Source organism: Pseudomonas sp. AP3_22 TE3818 (genome assembly GCF_053628995.1).
The window spans coordinates 2,454,293-2,471,850 of record NZ_JBRJHL010000001.1 but is presented as its reverse complement, the minus strand read 5'-3'; the positions used below and the strand labels follow the sequence as shown (position 1 = coordinate 2,471,850).

Sequence of the window (17,558 nt, the reverse complement as noted above, 5' to 3'; positions counted from 1 at the left end):
ATGGCCGTCCCCCTGCAACCCCAATCCTTCAGCAAGAACCAATGCGTCACCGGCCTGCGCGCTGCGGTGAGCATTCTGGAAAAGTGGCAGGCCACCAGCGACCAGGCCTGTCGCATCCTGCGTATTTCCCGCAGCACCTACACCCGCGCCCGTCAGCGTGACCCGGACTGGGCGGTGGCCCTGGATGCAGACCAGATGCAGCGCATCAGTTTTGTGCTGAACATTCATGCGACGTTGCGGCTGGTGTTCGACAACCCGGACAACGTGTACGGCTTTGCCTCGATGGCCAATGACAATGAGTTTTTCAATGGCCGCAGCCCGTTGGAGATCATGGCCCAGGGCGACATGATTGCGCTGTATGAAACCTTCCGCCGCATCGACATGTTGCGGGGTGCGCAATGGTGATGGCGAGTGAGCTGGCGGTGTTTGCCGGTCAGTCGCTGCAGGCCTATCGCCTGGTCAATTCGAAGTTTCCGCCGATTGCGTTGTTTGATGATGTGGCGGACGCGGATGAGTTTGAGGTGCTGTTCGAGATTCAGGCGCTGACCAATCCGCGGTTGAAGAATGAAGTGGGTCAGTTGGAGTTGATTGCGCGCAGCGAGATCCCGTACGGGATTGCCGGGTGCTCTTACGCCATCGCGCCGTTTACCCATGTCAATCCGGCGGGGTCGCGCTTCAGTGACGGCAGTTTCGGGGTGTTGTACCTGGCGGATTCGATGGAAGCGGCGTTGGCCGAAGTGCGGCATCACCAGGCTCTGTATTGGTCGAAGGTGCCGAGCCTGAACTATGAGCGGTTTGTGTTTCGCGGGCTGGCCTGTGCCTTTGGCGATGGCGGGATGAAGGACGCCACCGCCCTGCCGCTGACCGATCCGGTGTATGCGTCGGACGATTACAGCCATTCCCGCGTGCTGGGGCGGGCGGTGCGGGACGCCGGTTGTCCCGGTTTGCGTTATCGCTCGGTGCGGATGCCGGGCAGTCATTGCTGGGCGTTGATGACGCCGAGGCCGGTCTCGTCGATTGTGCAGACGGCGCATTACGAGATGGTGTGGAATGGGCAGATCACCAGTGTGAGCCAGATCAGCGAAGCCTGATTGCCTTGCGATGACCCTGTGGCGAGGGGGCTTGCCCCCGTTGGACTGCGTAGCAGTCCTCGATTTGGGGCCGCTGCGCGGCCCAACGGGGGCAAGCCCCCTCGCCACAAAAAGCGGTGCTTGCACGTGCGGGGTTCGATCCATTGACTGCGTCGATAGTCACCATTGATTCAATGAAGTTCTCTTAAAAAATCCCCGGCGTAACATCTGCTCCATACCCACCCATAAGCACCCCGGAGCACACCATCATGAAACGCCAAACCCTCCTCAGCATTGCTTTCTCGGTTTTCGCAGTTAACGCTTTCGCCGCAACTTCTGACCAACCTGTGGTCGCTGAAGGCGGCTCGGATCGTCTGATTGAAAGCCGTGTGGCTGAAGGTGGTTCGGATCGTCTGATCGAGAATCGTGTGGCCGAAGGCGGCTCCGACAAGCTGATGCAGAACCGCGTTGCCGAAGGTGGTTCGGATCGTCTGATCGAAAGTCGCGCTGTCTGAATGCAGGGCTTTACCGCAGGACTCAACGAAAAGCCCGGCCTCAACAGCCGGGCTTTTTCGTACGCATAAAATAAATCAGTCCAACTATTTCAGCGCCCCCCTGTAGTGCCCGCTCTTCTTTCATTCAGGACAGTAGGGTAAATCCACGCGACAAACGGTACCCGTTTTTCGCCACTACCTGTCATTTGTTACAGTTGTCACGCCACCACTTGTGCCCCCTAATGAACCTGTCGTCTGCAGAGGGGACTTGCTCCACTCCTTGCGATGAATTGAAGCAATCAACTCTTCTCTTTGGAGTTTCCACCATGAACGAATTTCAAAACGATGCGATTCGCAAGTCCAAACTCGAAAACGATAGATCCCGCACGGACAGTGTCAAACTCCTGCCTGCGCCAATGGTGATGGAGCGGGATGAACGTACCAACATTCTTTATGAAGGCGAGATCGAAGAGTCGGGGGCAATTACTCGACTGGCGGTCTATCCAGGCATGGCGCGCGGCGACCGCATAAAACTGACCTGGGAGAACACTTCAACCGAGATAGTGAAAAAATACTCAACCGAGCTGAAAGTCAGCGATCCTGAATCCTTTATCGACATCACAGTGCCGAAGAGTTTTGTGTGCTATTTCATCAATAATCTCGGAAGGTTTCAGGTCAGGTATAAGGTCTTCCCCGCCGCTGGTGGCCCCCCGCGGCCTTCCGAATCAACCATCGTCACATCCGTCAAGTTATCGGGTTCCGTGATCCCAGCCCCAAAGGCTCCCGAAGCCAAAGATGGAAATCTGAGCTCGCAGCATGATTACCCCGATGGATTGACCATTCTACTCAGTCCCAATTTGACTATTAACTGCACCTGGACGAGCTACGGTCGGGACGGCAAAGTCCTTTATCTTGAGAGATGGCGTCCGGAAAGTGACGCAAAGACGGTCGTAATACCTGAAATACTAAAATTCAAAGAGGCAGGCGGAGAAGTTCGTGTCAGCTCTTTTAGTGACAACCCGGAAAATTACATTTTCGACTCCTTGCCTCTGGTTCTGAAGGTGTTGTAACGCTCGACTGCAACTTCTGCTCAACCTGTAGTCGCTGAAGGCGGCTCGGATCGTCTGATCGAAAACCGCGTTGCCGAAGGTGGCTCCGACCGTCTGATCGAAAGCCGCACTGTCTGAATGCTGTGCTTTACCGCAGGACTCAACGAAAAGCCCGGCCTCAACTGCCGGGCTTTTTCGTGCGGGTTATCAATTCGTCCGTTGTTCATGCGCTTTCGCATAGCGCGCCAGGCCAATCTTGATGCCGACCAGGATGGGCGCGGCAAAGACGAACAGCAGGGCCACGGCGAAAAATGCCGTGTCGAAGGCTATCACCGTGGCCTGACCTGAAACCGCCTTGCCCAGCAGGCCGGTGGCCGCCCGGCCGGCGGCCACCGGGTCCATGCCCTTCCCCGCCAACATCGCGGTTGTGGTCGTCAGCCGCTCGATGAGCACGTGTCCACCCGGAGTGACGTAGGTGCCGAGGACCACGCCGTTGGTGACGGCGTGATGCTCGATCAGGGTCTGCAGCCCGGCGACGCCCATCAGGCCACCCAACTGGCGCCCTGTGTTGAACAGGCCGATGCCGCTGGCCAGGTTGCGGCTGTTGAGGTGGGTGAAGGCGATCAGCGTGATCGACAGAAACAGGAAGCCCAGGCCCAGGCCGCGCAGGAGGATGGCCACCATCATGTCATCGCTGCCGCTTTCGCTGGTGGAGCCGGAGAGCATCCACATCGCCGCCATGATCAGCAGGATGCCCAAGGGCACGGTCGCCACCGGCGGCACGCGGCGGGCCTGGAACAACCAGGCGGCGATGAGCAGCGAACCGCCAAAAAAACCGCCGCTGGGCAACAGCAGCAGGCCGGCATCGGTCGGTGTGAAGGCGAGTACCGACAGGGCGAACGCCGGGATCAGATAGGCGCTGCCGAACAGCGCGGCACCGGCGACGAAACTGACGATAAAGGCAAAGGTGAAATCGCTCGATTTGAACAGGCTGAAGTCAAGCAGCCCCTGGCCGTCGGCCAAGATCTGTTGGCCGAGAAAGCCCAGCAGTGCTGCAACACCCATCACCGTCAGCACCAGGATGCGCGGTTCCTCGAACCAGTCCCAGCGGCTGCCCTGGCTGAGCACGTAGGTAAAACAGAACAGGGCCGCACAGAGCAACGAGAACCCGAGCCAGTCAAACGAAGGTTGCCGGCCCCTGGCGGGCACGGGGTGGTCGGCGATGAGCAAGAGCCCGGTCGCGGCCAATGCCAGCGGCACCACGCTGAAGAAAATCCAGGTCCAGGACTGGCTGTCGATCAACCACCCTTGCAGGGCCGGAGCGAGGGTCGCGGACGCGACCACGGCCGCCATGGCGAACAGGGCTTGCAGGATCGGCTGAAGGGCCCGCGGATAACCGCGAAAGATCATCGCCTGGCCCGCCACCAGCAAAGCACCGCCGGCGAAGCCTTGCAGGATGCGCAATGTGATCAGCAGCTCCAGCCAGGCGCTGACGGCAGCCACGCAGCACGCCAGGCCCATAACCAGCGTGGCGCCGATGAGCACGTTGCGTGGAGAAAACCGTTGCATCAGCCAAGGGGCGAGCATGAACCCGATCAGCTTGAGGGCGATGTAGCCGACATCCAGCCAGGCGAACTCGTCAGGCGTGGCATAGGTGTCGCCGATGATGTCGCCGCGTCCGAGGGCGAGCACGGTGCTGGCGATCGCTTCGGTCAACGTGGCCAGGACGATGCCCGCGATGAGCAGCACGCCGGTCGTCGGCCTGGCGCGACTCATGAGCCGGACCCTTGTGCAACCTCTACCCGCGCGGACAGCCCCGGCACGATGCGCCCCGGCAGCGGATTGTCAGCCAGGCGGATCTTCACCGGAACGCGCTGTACGACACGTACGAAGTTCCCGGTGGCATTATCCGGCGGCAGCAGGCTGAACGCCGAACCACTGCCCGGTGCAAAACTATCGACCACGCCGGCCAGTGCCGCATCGGGGTAGCCATCGACCGTGACGCGCACGGGCTGACCAGGGCGAATCTGTTCGAGCTGGGTTTCCTTGAAATTGGCCACGACCCACACATCGTTGACCGGCACGATATCGAGCAAGGCGACACCCGGCGTGACGAAGCGGCCGAGGCGAACCTGACGATTGCCGACCACGCCATCCACAGGCGCATGCACCACGGTGTGGTCGAGATCGATCCGGGCGAGATCACGGACCGCTTCAGCCTGGGCCACCGCTGCCACGGCCGCCTCCCGTTGCGCGACAAACACACTGATGCGTTGCTGCTGGGCCTCGACCGTTGCCGAAGCGGCCGATACCGACGCCACGGCTCTGGATTGTGCCGTGCCGGTTTCATCCACCAGTGCCTGGCTCACGGCGTTGCTGACGATCAGTTTGCGGCTGCGGTCGTGGGTCTTGGCCGCCAGACTCATGTCGGCGGTGGCCGAACGTCTTTGTGCTTCGGCCTGCCTGATCAGCGCATGCTGAAGCCGGATCTGCGCATCGACATGGGTCAGGTTCGCCCGGGCGGCGCTGACATTGGCCTCGGCTTGCGCAAGTCTGGCGCGATAGTCGCGGTCATCGATACGAAACAGCACATCACCCGCGTGCACGGTCTGGTTGTCCTCGACCTCGAGCGCCGTGACATAGCCGGCGACCTTGGCGGCCAGCGAGGTGACGTCGCCGCGGACATAGGCGTTGTCGGTCGAGGTTACGCCACGGGTAAACGCCATGGCGCCCCAAACCGCCACGACCATCACGGCCGCGACACACAACAACAGGCCGATGGTCTTGCGCTGGCTGCGCTGCACCACGACCACCGGTGTTGCGGCGGCAATGGCGGCCTTGTCCTGGAGCGAGTTCATTTTTTCATGTCCTGTTCAGTGCCAAGAACCAGGCAGCCACGGGGCGGCAGGGTCTGCCGCCCGGCTGTCGGGCCTTCATGAGCGGGTTGATCGGCTCACTGTTTGATCGGGGTGACGAGCACCTTTTCCTCGGTGTCGAGGACGAACACCGCCAACAGGCGTGCCGGTTGGGTGTCACTGGCGTTGGCGCTGACCAGGTGCACGGAACCCGGCTCCTCTACGAAGTTTTCGCCGACCTTGTAGATCTTTTCCGGCTGGCCTTTGACCTGGATGCGAAACGAGCCTTCCAGCACCGTTGCATAGATGAAGGCCGTTTTCGGATGGGTGTGGGCCGGTGATGCGGCACCCGGCCCATACTCGACGACCACGCCTCTCATGCTCTTGCCGGGGATGTTGGGAATGGGACGGTCGAACACCACCGTGACCTTGCCGGGGGGCGGCTCGGCGGCCGAGGCGGCGCTGATCGAGAGCGCTGCGAAGACAGCGGCCATTAGCAATCGGGTAACCATGGGATGTCTCCTGGATGCGTAGGGAAATGTGAGGTGAGATCCGTTACTGCGCCGTCGACCGGGCCAGCCAGTCGTCGAAGCGGATCACACCCAGGCGTGCGTTCTTGCCGGTGACCAGCGATTGATCGTTGAGCACGGCGCCGAAGTAACGGGCATGTACATCCGGCACGACCTTGCGGCTGTCCTGGGTGGCTCGCAGATAGCGCCTGGCCAGTTCGTCGATCGGCATGGTTTCCGGGCCGCCGACTTCCACTGTGCCATTGACCGGTGCTGCCATCACGACATCGACCAGCGCCGCTACCACGTCGTCGGACGCTATCGGCTGGATCAGCGCCGGCGACGCATGAATCTCATCGCCGACGGCGAACGACTGGACAATGCCGCCGGCAAACTCGGAGAACTGCGTGGCCCGCACAATGGTGTAGGGAATGCTGGATGCCTTGATAAGGGCTTCCTGCGCGACTTTGGCCCGAAAGTAGCCGGTATCGGGAAGCCGTTCGCTGCCGACAATCGACAGGGCAACATGATGACGAACTCCGGCGGCGGCTTCGGCGGCCAGCAGGTTACGGCTCGATGTTTCAAAGAAATCGAGAACGGCCTGGTCCTCCCACGACGGCGCGTTCGCCACGTCGACCACCACGTCAGCACCATCCATCGCTGCGGCCAGGCCTTCGCGGGTGATGCTGTTCACGCCCGTGCTGGGGCTGGCGGCGAGCGCATCATGGCCGCGCTCGCGAAGGGTGTTCACCAGTTTCGATCCGATGAGGCCGGAGCCTCCGATGACGACGATCTTCATGACTGTTCTCCACTTGTCGACGGCAACCATTGCGTCGGTGTAGAGAGATTGCCTGCACGGGTCAGGCAAGTCCTTGCGTTTGCCTTGGAGAGCGCTTGGATTTTTGTCCAAGACCACTGACGGTCGTCCAGCCTTCCTTGCCGCCGACGGTGCAGCGGCTGTCGAGCTGCCGTATCATTCCTCCCAGTTACCCACCAGCCGCCTGGGACAAGGAGTTGAGGGCGCTTCGCCAGGGGATGCCCGACTTGCCATTCAGTTTTGAAGACTACGTACTCGATCAGGAACGCCGGGAGCTGACCCTGCGCGGGCAAGTCGTGGCCGTCGGACCGCAGGTCTTCGACCTGTTGCTGCTGTTCGTCAACAATCCCGACCGCGTCGTCAGCAAGGACGAACTGCTCAAGGCGGTGTGGGGCGACCGGATCGTTTCGGAATCGACGATCACCAGCCACATCAATGCCGTGCGCAAGGCCATCGGCGATACCGGTGAGGAGCAGCGCCTGGTACGCACCGTCGCCCGCAAAGGCTACCGCTTCGTTGGCCGGATCAACGGCGACCTGACCGGGCAAGCGCGACAGCCCGAGAGCGATGAACACCCGACCGCCGCCCCAAAGCCAACCCCCTCCCCTGCACTCGTCCTGCCGGAAAAACCCTCGATCACCGTCCTGCCCTTCCAGAACCTGAGCGGCGATCCGGAGCAGGAATACTTCGCCGACGGCGTCGTGGAGGACATCATCGCCGCCCTGTCGCGTCTTCGCTGGCTGTTCGTCATCGCGCGTAATTCAAGCTTCACCTACAAGGGCCAGACGGTGGACGCCCAAGGCGTCGGCCAGGCACTGGGCGTGCGCTACGTGCTCGAAGGCAGCGTGCGCAAGAGCGGCAACAAGCTGCGCATTACCGGGCAACTGATCGATGCGACAAGCGGCACGCACCTCTGGGCCGAGCGCTTCGAAGGCCTGCTGGACGATATCTTCGAGCTGCAGGACCAAATCACCGAAAGCGTCGTCGGCGCGATCGCGCCGCAACTGGAGCGGGCAGAAATCGAACGCGCCAAGCGCAAGCCGACGGAAAGCCTGGACGCCTACGACTACTACCTGCGGGCCATGGCAAAACTGCACAGCGGCAGCCGGGAAGCCATCGAGCAGGCGCTGCCGATGTTCTACCAGGCCATCGAGCTCGATGGGGAGTTTGCCTCGGCCTATGGCATGGCTGCCTGGTGTCACTTCTGGCGCAAGCTCAATGGCTGGATGGGCGATCGGCCTGCAGAAATCGCCGAGGGCATACGGCTGGCGCGCCTGGCGGTGGCCCTCGGCCGCGATGATGCCGTCGCTTTGACCCGGGCCGGACATGCGCTGGCCCATCTCGCCGGCGAAGTCGACGGCGGCATTGCACTGCTCGACCGGGCGCGCCTGCTCAACCCCAACCTCGCCCCCGCCTGGTTTCTGGGCGGTATCCTGCGGGCACTACGCGGTGAAACGGACGCGGCCATCGAGCACCTGAACCATGCCGTTCGCTTGAGCCCGCTGGACCCGGAAATGTTCAGGATGCAGGTCGGCATGGCGCTCGCGCATTTCTTCGCCGGGCACTTCGATGCCGCGGCGGCCTGGGCGGACAAGGCACTGGGCAACCTCCCCAGCCTGCTGGTCGCCGCAGCACTGGTGGCGGCCAGTCATGCGCTCGACGGTCGAATGGACAAAGCGAATCTGGCGATGCAACGCCTGCAAGCGCTGGATCCCTCTTTGCGTCTGTGCGCCCTCAAGGACTGGCTGCCCATTCAACGGCCTGAGGATTTCGCCCGTTTTGTCGAGGGATTGCGCCTGGCGGGATTGCCAGAGTAAAGGCGACCACCCCCTGACCTGTAGGAGCGAGCTTGCTCGCGATGGTCGTCAACGATGACGCGGGTCTTCTGATTAAACGCGGTGTCCTGAAGTCCATCGCGAGCAAGCTCGCTCCTACAGGGACCAGGTCGTGCGATGGCTTTTACCTGGCAATAGTTGCACATTGCTACGGTAGGCTAAGCTTTGAGCAACTCGTTGCTCATGATGCTCGGTTCTGCAGGTTTTGGGTGTTTCTGGAGAGCGTCTGCAACAGCGATCTCAGACTGGCCAAAACCTTTCACGCAGGATTGCCGTGATGACCGAGCCCCTCCTCAGCTTTGATGCACTCAAACGCGCCGCTGCCGCCGGCGAAATCGACACCGTATTGGTCTGCATGGTCGACATGCAGGGACGCCTGGTCGGCAAGCGCTTCCAGGTCGAGTTTTTCATCGACAGCGGCCACGAAGAAACCCATTGCTGCAACTACCTGTTGGCCGACGACATCGACATGGAGCCGGTGCCGGGTTACGCCGCGGCCAGTTGGAGCAAGGGCTACGGCGATTTCGTGCTCAAGCCCGACATGTCCACCCTGCGGCGCGTGCCCTGGCTTGAGTGCACGGCGCTGGTGCTGTGCGACGTGCTCGATCATCACCATCGCCAGGACCTGCCCCACAGCCCGCGGGCGATTCTGAAAAAGCAGGTCGAGCGTCTGCGCGAGCGCGGCTATACCGGCATGTTTGCCTCGGAACTCGAGTTCTATCTGTTCGATGAGAGCTACGAGGCGATCCACAAGCGCAACTATCACAAGCCAAAAACCGCCGGCCATTACATCGAGGACTACAACATCCTCCAGACCACCCGCGAAGAGCCGGTGCTGCGGGCGATTCGCAAGCATTTGCAGGCCTCGGGCATTCCCGTGGAAAACTCCAAGGGCGAATGGGGCCCGGGCCAGGAAGAGATCAACATCCGCTACGCCGATGCCATGACCATGGCCGACCACCACGTCATCATCAAGCACGCCTGCAAAGAGATCGCGCAGTTGCAGGGCAAGGCGATCACCTTCATGGCCAAGTGGCGTTACGACGCCGCCGGTTCCAGCAGTCACATCCATAATTCGCTGTGGGACAAGAACGCGAAGAAGCCGCTGTTCTTCGACGCGAAAGCCGAGTTCGGCATGTCGAAACTGATGCGTGCCTGGGTCGCCGGGCAGCTCAAGTACGCCAACGACATCACCTGCTTTCTCGCGCCCTACATCAACTCCTACAAGCGCTTCCAGGCCGGCACCTTTGCGCCGACGCGGGCGGTGTGGAGCCGCGACAATCGCACCGCCGGCTTTCGTTTGTGTGCCGAAGGCAGCAAGTCCATCCGCATCGAATGCCGCATCGGCGGTGCCGACCTCAACCCCTATCTGGCCTTCGCCGCGTTGATCGCGGCGGGCCTGGCCGGCATCGACGAAAAGCTCGATCTCGTCCCGCCATTCGAAGGGGATGCCTACCAGGACGAGCATTTGCCGGAAGTGTCCAAGACCCTGCGCGAGGCGAGCGCCGCCCTCAAGGCCTCCGCCATGTTGCGCGAGGCGTTCGGCGATGAGGTGGTCGACCATTACGTGCACACCGCCGAGTGGGAACAGAAAGAGTACGACCGGCGAATCACCGACTGGGAACTGCAGCGCGGCTTCGAGCGCTATTGAGAACATCATGACTGCGAAGGTGCAATTGATCTCCCCGGTCGATGGCCGGGTGTACGTCGAACGAGAGCTGGCCGATGCGGCGCAGGTCGAGCAGGCACTGACCGCCGCTGCCAGCGCACAGGCGGCATGGCAACGCCGCTCACTGAGCGAACGCGCAGCATTGTGCAGCGCCGCAGTGGACGCGATGTTGTCGATGCAGGCGGACATCGTGCCGGAACTGGCCTGGCAGATGGGTCGCCCGGTGCGCTATGGCGCCGGCGAACTGCGCGGTTTTGCCGAACGCGCCCGACACATGATCGCCATCGCGCCGCAAGCGCTGGCCGATATAGAGCCGGCGCCAGTGGCGGGTTTTCGACGCTACATCAAGCGCGAGCCGCTGGGCACGGTGCTGGTGGTCGCGCCGTGGAACTACCCCTATTTGACGGCGGTGAACACGATCATCCCGGCGCTGATGGCCGGCAACAGCGTGATCCTCAAGCATGCCTCGCAAACCCTGCTGGTGGGCGAGCGTTTCGCCGAGGCCATGCGCCGCGCCCATCTGCCGGATGGCCTGTTCCATAACCTGCTGCTCGATCATCGGCAGACCGCTGCGATCATTGATTCGGGCCGGGTACAGCAGGTCAACTTCACCGGTTCAGTCGATGCCGGCAAGGCCATGGAAAGCGCCGCCACGGGACGCTTCATCGGCGTGGGCCTGGAGCTCGGCGGCAAGGATCCGGCCTACGTGCGGGCTGACGCCAACCTCGAGCATGCGGTGGAAAACCTGGTGGACGGCAGTTTCTTCAATTCCGGGCAGAGTTGCTGCGCTGTGGAGCGCATCTACGTCGACCAGACAATCTTCCCGGCGTTTGTCGAGCGCTTCGCCGAACTGACCCGCCAGTACGTGCTGGGCAACCCGCTGGACGAAGCCACCACCCTCGGTCCGCTGGTGACACCGGGCGCCGCATTTTTCGTTCGTGGCCAGATCGCCGAAGCGTTGGCCCAGGGCGCGACGGCGCTGATCGATCCGCAGGCCTTTACCGCCGACGTGCCGGGCAGCGCCTACCTCGCGCCGCAGGTCCTGGTCGATGTCAGCCATCAAATGTCGGTCATGCGCGATGAAAGCTTTGGTCCGGTGGTCGGCATCATGCCGGTGGCCAGCGATGACGAGGCCATTGCCTTGATGAACGACAGTGAGTTCGGGCTCAGCGCGTCCATCTGGACCCGGGACCTCGCAGCGGCCGAACGCCTGGGCAACCAGGTCGCCACCGGCACGCTGTTCATGAACCGCTGCGATTACCTGGACCCGGCGCTGGCCTGGACCGGCGTGAAGAACAGCGGACGCGGCGTCACCCTGTCGCCACTGGGCTATGAGCACCTGACCCGGGCCAAATCCTTTCATCTGCGTCACGAGGTGTAGACCATGAACCTGACTGGAAACTGGAACTACCCCACGAGCATTCGGTTCGGCGTCGGGCGCATTGCCGAGCTGGCCGACGTCTGTCGCAGCCAGGGTATCGAGCGCCCCTTGCTGGTCACCGACAGCGGCCTGGCGCGCGCGCCGATCACCACGGCGGCACTGGATGCGCTGCGCGCCGCCGGCCTGGGCGTGGCGTTGTTCTGTGACCTCAAGCCCAACCCGGTCGAAGCCAACCTGGCCGGCGGGCTCGAGGCCTGGCGTGCCGGCAAACATGACGGTGTGATCGCCTTCGGCGGCGGCAGCGGCCTGGACATGGGCAAGCTGATTGCCTTCATGAGCGGCCAGACCCGCCCGGTCTGGGACTTCGAAGACATCGGCGACTACTGGACCCGCGCCGACGACAGCCGCATCGCCCCGGTCATTGCCGTGCCGACCACGGCGGGGACCGGCTCGGAAGTCGGTCGTGCGGCGGTGATCATCGACGAGCGCACCCACACCAAACGCATCATCTTCCACCCGAAAATGATGCCGCGCGTGGTCATCAGCGACCCGGCCCTCACCGTCGGCATGCCCGCCAAGGTCACCGCCGGCACGGGCATGGACGCGTTATCGCATTGCCTGGAAGCGTACTGCGCCCCCGGTTTTCATCCCCTGGCCGATGGCATTGCGGTGGAAGGCATGCGCCTGGTGGCCAACGCCCTGGTGAAAGCGGTACACACGCCGTCGGACCTTGAGGCGCGTGCGCAAATGCTCGCGGCGGCGGCCATGGGCGCCACGGCATTCCAGAAAGGCCTGGGCGGGATGCATGCGCTCTCCCATCCGGTGGGTGCGCTGTATGACACCCATCACGGCATGACCAACGCCACCTTCATGCCCTATGTCCTGCAATTCAATCGCACGGCCATCGAGGAGCGCATCACCCGCCTGGCGGCGTACCTGCGCCTGCCCTCGCCGGGGTTCGACAGCTTCCTTGCCTTCGTCCTGAAGTTGCGCAAGGACATCGGCGTGCCCCATACCCTGGTTGAACTGGGCGTGGATGACCGGCAGGCGGACCTGATCGCGGACATGGCGATTGTCGACCCCTCGGCCGGCGGCAACCCGCTGCCTTTAACCCGGGACGGCGTGGCAAAGATTTTCGACGCGGCACTTCACGGCCGTCTGTAGGAGCGAGCCTGCTCGCGATGGACTTGTGGATGACGCGGGGTGTCAGGCTCCCCGCGTCATCGTTGACGTCCATCGCGAGCAAGCTCGCTCCTACAGAAAACCAAGGTCGAGCCTACGGCGGCTCAGTTCGGCCTGTTCAATACCTGACAAGGGGCACACAACAATGAACCCAACAAGCCAGCCGGGCACCGAAACGCACGACGATGACGTCAAGGTGCTGCACAGCATGGGCTACGCCCAGCAACTCTCACGACGAATGGGTGTTTTCTCCAACTTCGCCATTTCCTTTTCGATCATCTGCATCCTCTCCGGTGGCATCAATTCACTGGCCCAGGGCACCTCGGGCGCCGGTGGCATATCCATCGGGATCGGCTGGCCGATCGGCTGCCTGATCTCCGGGGTATTCGCCATGGCCATGGCGCAGATTTCCTCGGCCTACCCCACCGCCGGCGGCCTGTACCACTGGGGCTCGATCCTCGGTAACCGCTTCACCGGCTGGCTGACCGCGTGGTTCAACCTGTTGGGGCTGGTCACGGTGCTGGGCGCGATCAACGTCGGTACCTATTACTTCTTTTTCGGTGCCTTCGGACCGGCACTGGGCATGGAGGACACGACCACGGTCAGGGTGATTTTCCTGGCAATCCTCACGGGCCTGCAGGCCTTGTGCAACCACTTGGGTATCGGCCTGACGGCCAAGCTCACCGACTTCTCCGGCTACCTGATCTTCGCCACGGCGCTGGCGCTGACCATCGTCTGCCTGATCTCGGCACCCAGCTACGAATTCGCGCGGTTGTGGACCTTCGGCAACTATTCCGGCGAAGCGGGCGGCAGTGTCTGGCCGCAGGTCTCCAACGGCTGGGTTTTCATGCTCGGCCTGCTGTTGCCGATCTACACCATCACCGGCTATGACGCCTCGGCGCATACCTCCGAGGAAACCCGCAACGCGGCCATGTCGGTGCCCCGCGGCATGGTCATGTCGGTGGTCTGGTCGTTGCTGTTCGGCTGGCTGATGCTCAGCGCGTTCGTGCTGATGCTGCCGAACATGGACGAGGCGGCCAAGCAAGGCTGGAACGTGTTTTTCTGGGCCATGAACACCCAGGTCAACCCGACCTTGAAACTGGTGCTTTTCGTGGCGATTTTCATCTCGCAGGTGCTCTGCGGGCTGGCCACCGTCACCTCGGTTTCGCGCATGATCTTCGCCTTCTCCCGGGACGGCGGCCTGCCCTGCTCCAAAGCCCTGTCCTCGGTCTCACCGACCTTTCGCAGCCCGGTGGCGGCCATCTGGACCGGTGCCACCCTTGCCGTGCTGTTCGACTGGGGCTCGTCGGTGATCTCGGTCGGGGCAACGCCGGTCTATACGATCGTGGTGTCCTGCACGGTGATCTTCCTGTTCTTCTCCTTCGCCATCCCCATCGTGCTCGGCCTGTTTACCTACGGGACGTCGAAGTGGCCGACCATGGGGCCGTGGAACATGGGGCGATTCTGGTACTCGGTGTTCGCCATCCTCTCGATCCTGTCGATGATCATCATTTTCGTCATCGGCATCCAGCCACCCAACGATTGGGCGCTGTACATCACTATCGGTTTCCTGGTCCTGACCGCCATCGTCTGGTTCGGTTTTGAAGCCCGGCGCTTCCAGGGGCCACCGGTGGGCGACATGATCGTCAAGCGCCAGGCTGAAATCGCCGCGGCGGAAGCGGCGTTGAACAAACAAGCCGGAAGCTGATAGCCGAATCACTGTAGGAGCGAGCTTGCTCGCGATGGTCGTTAACGATAACGCGTGTTTACTGGCTAAACGCGGCGCTCTTGAGTCCATCGCGAGCAAGCTCGCTCCTACAGGGTCCGGGCTTTTATGCACGCTGATGATTTATCCTGTGCCTCCCCCGATTTCATCCCGGAGACACCCGTGCCCGCCCTCACCGCCCGCGAGGTTTACCAGCCGTTGCGCGATGCCGCCCAAGGCATTCGCTCCTTCAAGCGAGTCGACGACGCTTGCCAGTCCAGTCATGTTCGGGTCGACATCGACGGCTGGCGCCTGTTGCTCGACGTCGACGCCGGCCACTTGCGCCACTGCCTGCACGGCCTATGCCCCGATGGCCGCGAGTATGCGTTCGACAGCGGGCAGCGCTTCGGCACCGACCCGGTGAGTTTGCTCAGCACCTGGGAACTGGCGCAGATTGAGCGGTTGCTGGCCTGAATCATTCGCAACCTGTCGTTCCCTGGCCGCACTTGTGATACACAAGCCGGAGTGATTTTGCGTCCAAGGAGATTCCGCCCATGCCCCGTTCCCCACGCCTTTCGTCCTGGCTGGCCTGCGCCCTGCTCGGTTTGTTCGCCGGCGGTGCCCAGGCCGGCACGACGCCCCCGGCACCCGATGCCCTGCAACCCTTGCTGGCGACGATGAACGAGCGCTTGAGCATCAGTGAACTGGTGGCGCTGACCAAATGGGACAGCGGCAAACCGGTCCAGGACAATGCCCGGGAAGCGCAAGTCATCGCCAACGCGCGCCAGCAGGCGGACCAGCGCAAGCTCGACCCCGACGATGTCGCCGACCTGATCGCTGCCCAGATCGAAGCCAGCAAACTGCTGCAATACGGCCGGCTCGCGCAATGGCAAGCGGCGCACAAGGCACCGGACACGCCACGACCGGACCTCAACAACGACATCCGGCCCAAACTCGACAAACTGCAGAACCTGCTGCTCAATCAGTACGCTGCGTTCCTGCCCTACCGCAACGACCCGAACTGCCCGCAATGGCTGGCCACCGAACGCTCGGCGCTGATCAAGGATTACCTGCATGGGCAGGCAATGATTCGTGCGACCGGGGAGCTGTGTATTGCGGGGCGATAACGTCATATGAGCCGGGTTGAAACCCTCGCCAAAATCCTGCTCGGCCCGGTGTTGCTTGCGCAAGGTCTCTACACCAGGCGCATGACGCCGAGGCTGCCGGAGGCCGAAGGTGAACGCCAGGGCGAGTCCGGCAGCGGCGCCGTTCTGCGCTTGTTGATTGTCGGCGACAGCGCTGCAGCGGGGGTGGGGGCGGCGACTCAAGGTGAGGCGCTCAGCGGTCGGCTGGTGGAGCGCCTGGCCGAGGATTATCAGGTGTCGTGGAAACTCTGGGCGCGCACCGGTCTGGATTCGCAAGGGTTGCTGGAGCTGCTCGAACAGCATGCCCCCGAGCCATTCGATGTGGCGCTGTTGTCGATTGGCGTCAACGATGTCACCAGTTCGCTCACCCTGGATCAGTGGCTCGCTCGGCAACAGCGATTGATGGCGTTGTTGTGCGACAGGTTCGCGGTGAGGCAGGTTGTGGTCTCGCCGCTCCCGCCGATGCATTTGTTCCCCGCCCTGCCGCAGCCGCTGCGCTGGTTTCTGGGGTTCAGGGCGCGTCGTTTCAACGCACGGCTTGCGGATCTGGCCGCCGGCGTGGATCAATGCACGATATTGACCACCCCGCTGACGCCCGAACCGGGCTTGATGGCCAGCGACGGTTTTCATCCGGGGCCGATGCTTTATCGTCAATGGGCCGACGATGCCGCCAGGGTTATCGACCAACGCTTTCGCACCACAACAATAAAAACAGGAGTTGAAGATGTCTGAGCTGAACCTGAACCCCAACGTCGCCGCGTCCCTGAAGCAGTGGCACGCGATGCTCGGCAACCGCGACTTGAGCGCCTTGCCCGAACTGCTCGATCCGCAGGCGGTGTTCCGCTCGCCGATGGCGCACACGCCGTATCCGGGGGCGCCGGTGGTGTCGATGATCCTCAACACGGTCATGAACGTGTTCGAGGATTTTGCCTATCACCGCGAGCTGGCGACAGCGGATGGCTTGAACGTGATTCTCGAATTCAGCGCCAGGGTCGGCGAGAAAGAGCTCAAGGGCATCGACATGATCCGCTTCAACGAACAGGGCAGGATTGTCGAGTTCGAAGTGATGGTGCGGCCGCTGAGTGGCTTGCAGGCGCTGGGTGAGGAAATGGGGCGGCGCCTCGGTGCTTATCTGAAGGCCACAAAAACCTGAGTCAGCACATTACCCTGTGGGAGCGGCGGTGCGGCGATCCGACTTGCCCGCGAAGGGGTCAGCACATTCAGCATCCATGTCGCCTGACACTCCGCCTTCGCGGGCAAGCCCGCTCCCACAGGAGTTGTGTACAGCCTCAAATGTCAGGTGTTAAACCAACGGCGGCTGGTGGAGAACCCGGGCGAGTGATTACTGCGCCGTAAAAGTTTGCAGATAGGCCAACAGGTCTTCGATTTTTTCCGGATCGCTCAGGCCCCAGAAAATCATGCGCGTGCCGGGGACGACTTTCTTCGGTGCTTCAAGGTAGGCAATCAGGGTTTCGCGATCCCAGACCAGGTTGGCGGATTTCATCGCGTCGGAATACACATAGTCCGTGGTGACGGCGGAGTGGCGACCGATCACGCCATTGAGCTGCGGGCCGAAGAAAGCGCGAGCCGATTCGCCGATCTGATGGCAGCCGCTGCAGAGGCGCTTGAAGACTTTCTCCCCGGCCTGGACATCGCCCGCGGCCAGGGTGGGAGTGCTGAACAGGCCAGCGGTGAGCGCCAGGGCGAAAGTCAGTGCGGCGATTTTCTTCATGTTGCGTTTCCAGTCTGCGAATGCTCGCTATTGGAACATGCAGGCCGGGGATACCCCAAGTGGTCAAATGGACGCAATCCCCTGTGGGCATAGCCCCTTGTAGGAGCTGGCTTGC

General features: G+C 62.3%; 17 protein-coding genes and 1 pseudogene. 13 read left to right on the top strand and 5 right to left on the bottom strand.

The annotated features are described in order from the left end of the window. The 4 genes and pseudogenes from AB7M25_RS11235 (at position 1) to AB7M25_RS11220 (ending at position 2,634) form a co-directional block, all read left to right on the top strand. Complete coding sequence (locus AB7M25_RS11235) at positions 1–405, top strand: antitoxin Xre-like helix-turn-helix domain-containing protein (protein WP_102699135.1); 405 nt, start codon at positions 1–3, stop codon at positions 403–405. After that, positions 399–1,091, top strand: a complete 693-nt coding sequence (locus tag AB7M25_RS11230; RefSeq protein ID WP_429382946.1) for an RES family NAD+ phosphorylase — start codon at positions 399–401, stop codon at positions 1,089–1,091. The genes AB7M25_RS11235 and AB7M25_RS11230 overlap by 7 nt, the downstream gene beginning before the upstream one ends. A 248-nt stretch (positions 1,092–1,339) precedes the next feature. Then, positions 1,340–1,576, top strand: a pseudogene (locus AB7M25_RS11225) (hypothetical protein); the annotation flags it as partial. A gap of 314 nt (positions 1,577–1,890) precedes the next feature. Continuing rightward, the gene (locus tag AB7M25_RS11220; RefSeq protein ID WP_454237291.1) at positions 1,891–2,634 is read left to right on the top strand and encodes a hypothetical protein; all 744 of its coding nucleotides are present in this window, start codon (positions 1,891–1,893) and stop codon (positions 2,632–2,634) included. A 186-nt stretch (positions 2,635–2,820) separates the two neighbouring features. Here the strand turns inward: AB7M25_RS11220 and AB7M25_RS11215 are convergent, their stop codons facing one another. From AB7M25_RS11215 to AB7M25_RS11200, 4 genes are all read right to left on the bottom strand, one after another. Continuing rightward, positions 2,821–4,389 (bottom strand): DHA2 family efflux MFS transporter permease subunit, encoded by a 1,569-nt coding sequence (locus AB7M25_RS11215; protein WP_429517170.1) that lies wholly within the window; start codon positions 4,387–4,389, stop codon positions 2,821–2,823. Then, positions 4,386–5,471, bottom strand: coding sequence for an HlyD family secretion protein (locus tag AB7M25_RS11210; protein WP_429382954.1), 1,086 nt, complete (start codon positions 5,469–5,471; stop codon positions 4,386–4,388). The genes AB7M25_RS11215 and AB7M25_RS11210 overlap by 4 nt, the downstream gene beginning before the upstream one ends. Positions 5,472–5,566: 95 nt before the next feature. Further along, on the bottom strand, positions 5,567–5,980 hold the full coding sequence (locus AB7M25_RS11205) for a cupin domain-containing protein (protein ID WP_007979246.1): 414 nt from the start codon (positions 5,978–5,980) through the stop codon (positions 5,567–5,569). A gap of 43 nt (positions 5,981–6,023) precedes the next feature. Continuing rightward, positions 6,024–6,776 carry an SDR family oxidoreductase gene (locus AB7M25_RS11200; RefSeq protein ID WP_454237290.1) on the bottom strand — a complete coding sequence of 251 codons (753 nt, stop codon included), beginning with the start codon at positions 6,774–6,776 and terminating at the stop codon, positions 6,024–6,026. 245 nt (positions 6,777–7,021) lie between these two features. On the opposite strand from AB7M25_RS11200, the gene AB7M25_RS11195 reads away from it, so the two are divergent. The 9 genes from AB7M25_RS11195 (at position 7,022) to AB7M25_RS11155 (ending at position 16,864) form a co-directional block, all read left to right on the top strand. Continuing rightward, positions 7,022–8,611, top strand: a complete 1,590-nt coding sequence (locus AB7M25_RS11195) for a winged helix-turn-helix domain-containing tetratricopeptide repeat protein (RefSeq protein WP_429517166.1) — start codon at positions 7,022–7,024, stop codon at positions 8,609–8,611. A 295-nt stretch (positions 8,612–8,906) separates the two neighbouring features. After that, entirely contained in the window at positions 8,907–10,280 is a 1,374-nt protein-coding gene (locus tag AB7M25_RS11190) for a glutamine synthetase family protein (protein WP_104447722.1), read from the top strand. Positions 10,281–10,287: 7 nt separating this feature from the next. Then, on the top strand, positions 10,288–11,679 hold the full coding sequence (locus tag AB7M25_RS11185; protein WP_454237289.1) for an aldehyde dehydrogenase family protein: 1,392 nt from the start codon (positions 10,288–10,290) through the stop codon (positions 11,677–11,679). A 3-nt stretch (positions 11,680–11,682) separates the two neighbouring features. Further along, on the top strand, positions 11,683–12,843 hold the full coding sequence (locus AB7M25_RS11180; protein ID WP_454237288.1) for an iron-containing alcohol dehydrogenase: 1,161 nt from the start codon (positions 11,683–11,685) through the stop codon (positions 12,841–12,843). Positions 12,844–13,006: 163 nt separating this feature from the next. Continuing rightward, the gene (locus AB7M25_RS11175; protein ID WP_429517164.1) at positions 13,007–14,569 is read left to right on the top strand and encodes an amino acid permease; all 1,563 of its coding nucleotides are present in this window, start codon (positions 13,007–13,009) and stop codon (positions 14,567–14,569) included. A 180-nt stretch (positions 14,570–14,749) separates the two neighbouring features. Next, positions 14,750–15,040 carry a DUF7693 family protein gene (locus AB7M25_RS11170; protein WP_429382966.1) on the top strand — a complete coding sequence of 97 codons (291 nt, stop codon included), beginning with the start codon at positions 14,750–14,752 and terminating at the stop codon, positions 15,038–15,040. 80 nt (positions 15,041–15,120) lie between these two features. Continuing rightward, positions 15,121–15,693, top strand: a complete 573-nt coding sequence (locus tag AB7M25_RS11165; RefSeq protein ID WP_429382968.1) for a chorismate mutase — start codon at positions 15,121–15,123, stop codon at positions 15,691–15,693. A gap of 6 nt (positions 15,694–15,699) precedes the next feature. Next, positions 15,700–16,443 (top strand): SGNH/GDSL hydrolase family protein, encoded by a 744-nt coding sequence (locus tag AB7M25_RS11160; RefSeq protein WP_454237287.1) that lies wholly within the window; start codon positions 15,700–15,702, stop codon positions 16,441–16,443. Continuing rightward, positions 16,436–16,864, top strand: a complete 429-nt coding sequence (locus tag AB7M25_RS11155; protein ID WP_429517158.1) for a nuclear transport factor 2 family protein — start codon at positions 16,436–16,438, stop codon at positions 16,862–16,864. Before AB7M25_RS11160 ends, AB7M25_RS11155 begins: the two co-directional genes overlap by 8 nt. Before the next feature lie 189 nt (positions 16,865–17,053). Here AB7M25_RS11155 and AB7M25_RS11150 read toward each other — a convergent pair whose 3' ends face one another. Beyond that, the gene (locus tag AB7M25_RS11150; protein ID WP_429382974.1) at positions 17,054–17,443 is read right to left on the bottom strand and encodes a c-type cytochrome; all 390 of its coding nucleotides are present in this window, start codon (positions 17,441–17,443) and stop codon (positions 17,054–17,056) included. Positions 17,444–17,558: the final 115 nt, after the last annotated feature.

What these genes read in the sequence shown, in the direction of transcription:
- AB7M25_RS11235 (WP_102699135.1), top strand. Translation starts at nt 1, where the DNA reads ATGGCCGTCCCCCTGCAACCCCAATCCTTCAGCAAGAACCAATGCGTC.
- AB7M25_RS11230 (WP_429382946.1), top strand. Translation starts at nt 399, where the DNA reads ATGGTGATGGCGAGTGAGCTGGCGGTGTTTGCCGGTCAGTCGCTGCAG.
- AB7M25_RS11220 (WP_454237291.1), top strand. Translation starts at nt 1,891, where the DNA reads ATGAACGAATTTCAAAACGATGCGATTCGCAAGTCCAAACTCGAAAAC.
- AB7M25_RS11215 (WP_429517170.1), bottom strand. Translation starts at nt 4,389, where the DNA reads ATGAGTCGCGCCAGGCCGACGACCGGCGTGCTGCTCATCGCGGGCATC.
- AB7M25_RS11210 (WP_429382954.1), bottom strand. Translation starts at nt 5,471, where the DNA reads ATGAACTCGCTCCAGGACAAGGCCGCCATTGCCGCCGCAACACCGGTG.
- AB7M25_RS11205 (WP_007979246.1), bottom strand. Translation starts at nt 5,980, where the DNA reads ATGGTTACCCGATTGCTAATGGCCGCTGTCTTCGCAGCGCTCTCGATC.
- AB7M25_RS11200 (WP_454237290.1), bottom strand. Translation starts at nt 6,776, where the DNA reads ATGAAGATCGTCGTCATCGGAGGCTCCGGCCTCATCGGATCGAAACTG.
- AB7M25_RS11190 (WP_104447722.1), top strand. Translation starts at nt 8,907, where the DNA reads ATGACCGAGCCCCTCCTCAGCTTTGATGCACTCAAACGCGCCGCTGCC.
- AB7M25_RS11185 (WP_454237289.1), top strand. Translation starts at nt 10,288, where the DNA reads ATGACTGCGAAGGTGCAATTGATCTCCCCGGTCGATGGCCGGGTGTAC.
- AB7M25_RS11180 (WP_454237288.1), top strand. Translation starts at nt 11,683, where the DNA reads ATGAACCTGACTGGAAACTGGAACTACCCCACGAGCATTCGGTTCGGC.
- AB7M25_RS11175 (WP_429517164.1), top strand. Translation starts at nt 13,007, where the DNA reads ATGAACCCAACAAGCCAGCCGGGCACCGAAACGCACGACGATGACGTC.
- AB7M25_RS11165 (WP_429382968.1), top strand. Translation starts at nt 15,121, where the DNA reads ATGCCCCGTTCCCCACGCCTTTCGTCCTGGCTGGCCTGCGCCCTGCTC.
- AB7M25_RS11160 (WP_454237287.1), top strand. Translation starts at nt 15,700, where the DNA reads ATGAGCCGGGTTGAAACCCTCGCCAAAATCCTGCTCGGCCCGGTGTTG.
- AB7M25_RS11155 (WP_429517158.1), top strand. Translation starts at nt 16,436, where the DNA reads ATGTCTGAGCTGAACCTGAACCCCAACGTCGCCGCGTCCCTGAAGCAG.
- AB7M25_RS11150 (WP_429382974.1), bottom strand. Translation starts at nt 17,443, where the DNA reads ATGAAGAAAATCGCCGCACTGACTTTCGCCCTGGCGCTCACCGCTGGC.